The 8097-nt window shown below is 72.2% G+C and carries 2 protein-coding genes; both read right to left on the reverse strand.

The window, feature by feature from the left end; all coding sequences use genetic code 11:
- Positions 1 to 103: 103 nt before the first annotated feature.
- Entirely contained in the window at positions 104 to 4816 is a 4713-nt protein-coding gene (locus tag ACIRL2_RS48030; protein WP_402241579.1) for a type I polyketide synthase, read from the reverse strand.
- Positions 4817 to 4879: 63 nt separating this feature from the next.
- Positions 4880 to 8097 (reverse strand): SDR family NAD(P)-dependent oxidoreductase (locus tag ACIRL2_RS48035; RefSeq protein WP_402241582.1); only part of this gene is annotated, 3218 nt, incomplete at its 5' end.

Raw genomic sequence — 8097 nt, forward strand, 5'->3', positions numbered from 1 at the left:
GCTCGTGTGTGTTTCCCGGTCACGGCACCGATTGCCCACACCCACGCACGGCGTCCCGCGACCGAATCGGTCGCGGGACGCCGTGCGTGTACCGGGAGTTCGCTCAAACCGCGGCCGGGACCGGCTCGCTCGCCTCGATCTCCAGCCGCAGGAACCGGGCCAGCGCGGCGGGCGTCGGATTGTCGAACACCGCCACCGTGGCCAACTCGACCCCGATCGCGGCACTCAGCAGATTGCGCAACTCCAGTGCGGTGAACGAGGAGAAACCCAACGCGACGAAGTCCTCGTCGGCGTCGATCGCCGCGCCCGACCCGTGCCCGAGCAGCGCCGCCACGTGCCCGAGCACGATGTCGAGCAGGACACGCTCGCCCGCCGCGTCGTCCGGGGCCGCCAGCACCCGCCGCCGAACCTCGACGGACCGATCACCCGCGTCGGCCGCCGCGCCGGCGCCCGCCGGGCCCGACGAGGCGCCCGTCGCCGCGAGATCGCGCACCAGCGCGGCCGCGCCCACCCCCGCGGAGCGGGCAGGCAGGCGATCCCACGCGGCGTCCGCGACGACCAGGCTCGGCACGTCCCGATCCGGCGCCTGAGCCAGCGCCTCGAACAGCGCCTCGATCGCCGGCTGCGGGGCCACCGGCCGCAGCCCGTCCACCTCGACCGCCCCCGCGCCGGTCGAGTCCCACGGACCCCATGCCACCACACCGGCCGGCAACCCCCGCTGCCGGCGTGCGTGGGCGAGCGCCTCCAGATACGCGTGTGTACCGGCGTCGGCCGGATCCGGCGAGGTGCCGAGCAGGCCGGCCAGCGAGGAGAAGAGCACGAACACGGACAGGTCCAGGTGCTCGGTGGCCCGATCCAGGTTCGCCGCCGCCGACCGGTGAACGGCCTTGTCCTCAAGCGTGGTTGCCACGGTTTCGGTTTCGGCGATCGGGGCGGGTGTCGTGTGCAGCACCGCGGACAGCGGGTGCTCGGCCGGGACCAGCGCGAGCAACCGCGCCGTCTCGGCCGGATCCGCCGGGTCGCAGACGGCGACCGTCACCCGCGTGCCCAGGCCGGCCAGTTCCTCCTCCAGCGCCGATGTGTCACCCGGGACGGCCCGGGTGAGCAGGAGATGATCGGCGCCGCGTCGGGCCAGCCGGCGGGCGACCTGGGCACCGAGGGATGTGGTGCCCCCGGTGATCAGCGTGGTGCCACGCGGCTTCCAGCCGCCGCCGTCGGCCGCCCGCGCACCGGGCGCGGCCCGCACCAGTCGGCGGACGAACACCCCGGTGGCCCGAATCGCCACCTGGTCCTCGATGTCGGCACCCGCCAGTACGCCTGCCAGCCGCGCCGTCGCCCACCCGTCCGGCCGCTCGGGCAGATCCACCAGGCGGACCGTACCCGGAGCGTCCGGTGCGCCCGTGCCCACCGCCCGGGCCAAGCCCCACGCGAGCGCCCGGTCCGGCCGCGCCGGCGCGGCGTCGCCGCGGAGCGCGACCGCGTCGTGGGTGAGCAACCACAGCGGCGCCTTGATCCCGCTCTCCGTCAGCACCCGCACCAGCCGACCGGCCGGGTCCGGGTCCGGATCCGGGTCGAGCGGTGCCAGGGCCAGCACTCCGTCCGGATCGCAATGCCGCGCCAAAGCGGCGGACAACGCGTGCACGTCCGGCGCGCCGTCCGCGGCGACCGGGACCTCGATCCGGATCGGCCGCGCGCCATGCCGGCCGAGCGCGGCGAACACGTCGTCGGCGGCCGGATGATCCGCCGGCGCGAGCAGCAGCCACGTGCCCGACAACACCGCACTCGACGGCTCCGGTACCGGCTGCCAGACCACCCGGTGCCACCACCGGCGCTGCCGCCGCCACGCGGTCAGCGCGGGCAACAACGCACGCAGGGCGGCCTGTCCGTCGGCATCCACGTGCAACGCGTCCGCCAGCGCATCCGGATCGTCGTTCTCCACCGCCGCCCAGAAGCGCGCGTCGGCCGGCGCCTCCGCCACACCGTCGAACCCGGCCTCGGCGCCCGGGGATTCCGGTACGTCCAGCCACAGGCGCTGCCGCTGGTAGGCGTACGTCGGCAGGTCGACGGGCGGCGGCGGACCGGCGGGTCCGGTGAGTACCGACGGCCAGTCGACGGACACCCCGTGCAGGTGGGCGGTGGCCAGAGCGGTTGCCACGCTCCGAGCCTGCGGCCGGTGCCCGCGCAGGAGCGGGACGAACGCCGATTCGCCCCGGGCACCGGACTCGTCCCGGCGGAGCGCGTGCACGGTCTCCTGCGTGAGGGTGGTGAGGGTGGTGTCGGGTCCCAACTCCAGGTAGGTGGTGACGTTTTGGTGGTGGAGGGTGGTGATGCCGTCGTGGAAGTGGACGGCGTGGCGGATGTGGTTGGTCCAGTAGGTGGGGTCGGTGAGTTGTTCGGTGGTGGCGATGGTGCCGGTGGTGTTGGAGATCAGTGGGGTGTGTGGGGGGTGGTAGGTGAGGGTGCTCGCGATTGTGTGGAACTCGTCGAGGATGGGGTCCATGTGGGGTGAGTGGAATGCGTGGCTGACCTTGAGTTCTTTGGTTTTGTGGCCTGCCGCGCGGGCCTGTCCGGCGATGTGCAGGCAGAGTTCGCGGTCGCCGGAGATGACGGTGGCGTGGGGTGCGTTGTGGGCGGCGATGGAGACGAGGTTTTGGTGTCCGTCGAGGAGTTCGGCCAGTTCGGTGGGGGCGGTGTTGATGGCGATCATGGTGCCGCCGGTGGGTGCGGTTTGCATGAGGCGGGCGCGTGTGGTGACGAGGGTGGCGGCGTCGGGGAGGGTGAGGACTCCGGCGAGGTGGGCGGCGGTGAGTTCGCCGATGGAGTGGCCGATGAGGTAGTCGGGGGTGATGCCGTGGTGGGTGAGGAGGTGATGGAGGGCGATGTGCAGGGCGAAGAGTGCGGGTTGGGTGTAGCGGGTCTGGTCGAGGAGTTCGGGGTGGTGGTCGATCACGTCGCGCAGTGGCGTGTCCAGGTGCGGGTCGAGGTGGGCGCAGGCGTTCTCGAAGGCATCGGCGAACACCGGGTGGGCCAATCGCAGTTGCCCACCCATGCCGGGTCGTTGGCTGCCCTGCCCGGTGTACATGAACGCGACGCGACCGGCCGCGGGTGTGTGGTGGTGGCGGAGCGTCGTGGTGCTCACCTGGCCCTGGGCCAGCGCGGTGAGGCCGAGCAGGAAGTCCTCGCGCTTGTCGGCGACGACGGCCGCGCGGTGGTCGAACGTGGTCCGCCGGGTGGCGAGTGTGTGCGCGACGGCGATCGGATCGAGCTCGGGATGTGCGTCGATGTGCGCGTGCAGGCGCTGCGCCTGGTCCCGGAGCGCTTGCGGGGTACGGGCGGAGAGAAGCCATGGGACGGGGCGGGCGTCGCCGGTCCCGGTGGTCGGATCGGCCGCCGACACCGCGTCGGGTTCGACGGTGGGTGCCTGCTCGATGATGAGGTGGGCGTTGGTGCCGCTGATGCCGAAGGAGGAGATGCCGGCGCGGCGCGGGTGGTCGGTCTCGGGCCAGGGTTCGGCCTCGGTGAGCAGGGTGACGGCGCCGGCGGTCCAGTCGACGTGTGGTGACGGTTCGTCGATGTGCAGTGTCTTGGGCAGTATGCCGTGCCGCATGGCCAGCACCATCTTGATCACGCCGGCGACACCGGCGGCGGCTTGGGTGTGGCCGATGTTGGACTTCAACGAGCCCAGATAGAGGGGGTGTTCGGCGGGTCGGTCCTGGCCGTAGGTGGCGAGCAGGGCCTGTGCCTCGATCGGGTCGCCGAGGGTGGTGCCGGTGCCGTGCGCTTCGACGGCGTCCACCTGATCGGCCGTCAGTCCGGCTCCGGTGAGGGCCTGTTGGATCACCCGTTGTTGGGAGGGGCCGTTGGGTGCGGTGAGTCCGTTGCTGGCGCCGTCCTGGTTGACGGCGGAGCCGCGCAGGACGGCGAGGATGGGGTGTCCGTTGCGTTCGGCGTCGGAGAGCCGCTCCAGCAGCAACAAGCCCGCACCCTCGGCGAAGCCGGCGCCGTCCGCCGCCGCGGCGAACGACTTGCACCGGCCGTCGGGCGCGAGTCCGCGTTGGCGGCTGAACTCCACGAACAGGCCCGGAGAGGCCATCACGGTGACGCCACCGGCCAGGGCGAGGGTGCACTCGCCCTGACGCAGCGCGTGGGCGGCCAGGTGAATGGCGACCAGGGACGAGGAGCACGCCGTGTCGATGGTCAGCGCGGGTCCTTCGAGACCGAACGTGTACGACAGGCGTCCCGACGCGATGCTGCTCGCGCTGCCGTTGCCGATGTATCCCTCGAACTCCTCGGCCGCGTGGGTCTGGAGCCGTGACCCGTAGTCGCTGTACATCACGCCGGCGAACACGCCGGTACGGCTGCCGCGCAGCGAGGTCGGTTCGATCCCCGCGCGCTCGAACGCCTCCCAGGCCGTCTCCAGGAGCAACCGGTGCTGCGGGTCGGTGGCGATCGCCTCGCGCGGACTGATCCCGAAGAACTCCGCATCGAAGTGGTGCGCGTCGTGCAGGAAGCCGCCGTCGCGGGTGTAAGAGGTGCCGAGCCGATCGGGATCGGGGTGGTAGAGCTCCTCGACGCCCCAACCACGGTCGGTCGGGAAGCCGCCCACCGCGTCGGTGCCCTCGGCGACGAGTCGCCACAGGTCGTCGGGCGTGCGGACGCCGCCCGGATAGCGGCAGCTCATCGCGACGATCGCGATCGGCTCGCGGCCGCGACCGGCCTCCTTGGCCTCGACCTCCTGGAGCCGACGGCGGGTCTGGTGCAGGTCGTTGGTCACCCACTTGAGGTAGTCGACGAGCTTCTCTTCATTCGTTGCCATCGGAACTTCTCCTCGACGGGGCGCGCGCGGGTGGACCGGGTGGACGGGGTGTTTGGGGGAGGGCTATTGGAGGGAGCGGCCGAGTTCGTTGTCGATGAAGTCGAAGATGTCGTCTGTGGAGGCGGTGTCGATGCGGTCGGTGACGTCCGCGTCGGCGGTGGTCGTGGGAGCCGTCCAGCGGGAGAGCACCGCCTGGAGGCGTTGGGTGATGCGACCGCGTGTGGCCTCGTCCTCGGTGGCTTCCAGGCGTGCCAGGCTCGCTTCGAGGCGGTCCAGGTCGGCCAGCGCCGGCGCGGACGGCGAGGTGCGTGGCGCGAGGCCGTCCCGGAGGTAGCCCGCCAGCGCGACCGGGGTCGGGTAGTCGAAGACCAGCGTCGCGGGCAGCCGCAGGCCGGTCGCGCCGTTGAGTCGGTTGCGCAACTCGACGGCGGTGAGCGAATCGAAGCCGAGATCGTTGAAGCCCTGATCGCCGACCACCGCATCGGGACTCGCGTGCCCGAGTACCGCCGCCACCTGGCCGCGCACCAGGTCGAGCAGCAGCGCGGACTGCTCGACATCGGACAACCCGCTCAACCGGTCCGCGAGCGGCTCCACAGCGACGGCCGACGTGCGTCGACCGGGCAGCCGGATCAGCTCGCGCAGGATCGCCGGCAGCGTGCCGTCGGCCGCCTGCGCGCGCAACGCGGCCGGGTCGAGCCGAGCCGGCAGCAGCGCCGGCGCGCCGAGCCCGAGCGCCGCGTCGAGCAGTTCGAGTCCTTCCCGCGTGTCGAGCGGCAGTAGTCCGCCACGGGTCACCCTGGCCCGGTCGGTCGGGTCCAAGCCGCCGGTCAGCGCACTCGTCTCGGCCCACAGGCCCCACGCGAGCGACGTGCCGGCGAGCCCCCGGGCCCGACGATGGTGGGCTAGCGCGTCCAGGAACGTGTTCGCGGCGGCGTAGTTGGCCTGCCCGGGATTGCCGAAGCAACCCGCCGCCGAGGAGTAGAGGACGAAGTGGCTGAGGTCGTGGTCGCGGGTGAGTTCGTGCAGATGCCAGGCCGCGTCGACCTTGGGCCGCAGGACCGCGTCGAGATGTTCACCCGTCAGGCCGGTGACGACGGAGTCTCGCAGCGTGCCGGCGGTGTGGATGACCGCGCCGAGCGGGTGCTCGGCGGGGATCGCGTCGAGCAGCTCGGCGAGCGCCGCGCGGTCGGCGGTGTCGCACGCGGTGATGGTCACGGTGGCGCCGAGACCGATGAGTTCGTCGGCGAGATCGCCGGCACCCTCGGCCGTCGGTCCGCGTCGGCTGGCCAACAGCAGGTGCCTGGCCCCGTGTTCGGTGACCAGCTGCCGCGCGGCCAGCCGGCCGAGCGTTCCGGTGCCGCCGGTGATCAGGACCGTGGCCTCCGGATCGAGGACGCGCGGCGCCGGATCGTCCCCGGCGCCCGCCGAGCCGGCCCGAGCCAGGCGCGGGACCAGGATCTTTCCCTCCCGCAGGGCCAGTTGCGGTTCGCTACCCGCGACGGCGTACGCCAGGGCCCGGCGCGACCCGGCGCTGCCGTCGGTGTCGACCAGGGTGAACCGCTCGGGGTGCTCGCTCTGCGCGGACCGGAACAGGCCCCAGAGGGCCGCGCCCGCCAGATCGGACGTGTCCTCGCCGGACCGGGTGGCGACGGCGCCGGTGGTGACCACCACGAGCCGGCTGTCGACGAGCCGCGCGTCCGCCAGCCACTCCTGGAGCAGGGCCAGTGCCTCGCCGACGGCCGTACGTACCGCCTTCGGGGCGGCGTCCCCGTCGAGTGCGGACCCGACCGGCGCGAGGACGATGCCCGGCGGCGAGCCCGGAGACTCGTGCAACGCCGCGCGCAGCGCTGCGAGATCGGCGTACGAGACACCTTCGGCGTCGGCGTGGTGGAACCGGCCGTCCGCACTCAGGGTGGCCCAGGCACCCGCCTCGACCGGGCCGGCCGGTACCGGCTGCCAACCCAACCGGAACAGCGAGTCCGTCGCACCGCCGCCGCGCGCCGAGGCGAGCTGCTCGGGTGAGAGCGGACGTACGGTGAGGGACTCGACGGTGACCACCGGGGCACCGGTGCGGTCGGCGACCTCCAGCGCCACCGCGTGTTCGCCGACGGGAGTGAGCCGCACCCGGACCGAGGTCGACTCGGTGCGGTGCAGCCGTACCCCGTTCCAGGAGAACGGGAGCACCACCGGGCGAGGCACCTCCGACGCGCTCGAATCCGCCACCGGCTCCGGCGCCGGGGCCAGCCCCATCGGGTGCAGCGCGGCGTCGAGAAGTGCGGGGTGCAGGCCGAAGCGGGAGACATCGGTGTCCGGGGGCAGGTCGACCTCGGCGTACAGCTCGTCGCCGAGCTGCCAGGCGACCCGGAGACCTTGGAAGACCGGTCCGTAGCCGAGGCCGTGCAGGGCCAACCGGTCGTAGTGGTCCGACACATCCAGCTCGACCGCCCCGGGCGGAGGCCAACTCGCCGCATCGAACGCGGTTGCCGCAGAGACGAGTTCGTCGGCGGTGAGGGCGCCTACGGCGTGTCGGGTCCAGGGTTGGTCGGTGTTCGGGTCGTCGGTGCGGGAGTGGATGGTGATGGTGCGTCGGCCGGTGTCGTCCGGGGCGGTGAGCGCGACCTGAAGCTGAACGGCGCCCACGGCGGGAATGACGAGGGGGCTCTCCAGCGTGAGTTCCTCCAGGGCGACGGTGTCGGTCGCCTCCACCGCGTGCAGTGCGAGATCCAGGAACGCGGTACCCGGCAACAGGATGGTGTCCAGGACGGCATGGTCCGCGAGCCACGGATGGGTGCGGACCGAGATCCGCCCGGTGAACAAGTGCGTTCCGGCGTCCGCGAGTTCGACGGCCGCGGTCAGCAGCGGGTGCTCGACCGGGTGCAGTCCCAGACCGGTCGCGTTTCGGTCCGAGGGCAGTGACTCGAGCCAGTAGGACTGGTGTTGGAAAGCGTAGGTGGGCAGTTGGGGATCGTCGGCTGTGGTGCGATGCGTGGGGATGTGGGCGTGCCAGGACGGGGCGATGCCGTGGGTGTGCAGGGTTGCCAGGCTGGTGGTGAAGCGGTGGTGGGTGCCTTGGTCGCGGCGGAGGGTTTCGATGACGTGGACGTTGTGGCCCTCGGTGGTGTCGGTGATGGGGTGGGTGAGGACGGGGTGGGGGCTGGTTTCGATGTAGGTGTGGTGGCCGGTGGTGGTGAGTTGTTCGATGGTGGGTTGGAGGAGGACGGGGTTGCGGAGGTTGTCGTACCAGTAGTGGGCGTTGAGGGTGGTGGTGTCCTGGATGTGGG

This window comes from Embleya sp. NPDC127516, assembly GCF_044765325.1.
Lineage (GTDB): Bacteria > Actinomycetota > Actinomycetes > Streptomycetales > Streptomycetaceae > Embleya.

Excerpts from the sequence above, each read along its gene's own strand:
- ACIRL2_RS48030 (WP_402241579.1), bottom strand. The coding sequence starts at position 4,816 with ATGGCAACGAATGAAGAGAAGCTCGTCGACTACCTCAAGTGGGTGACC.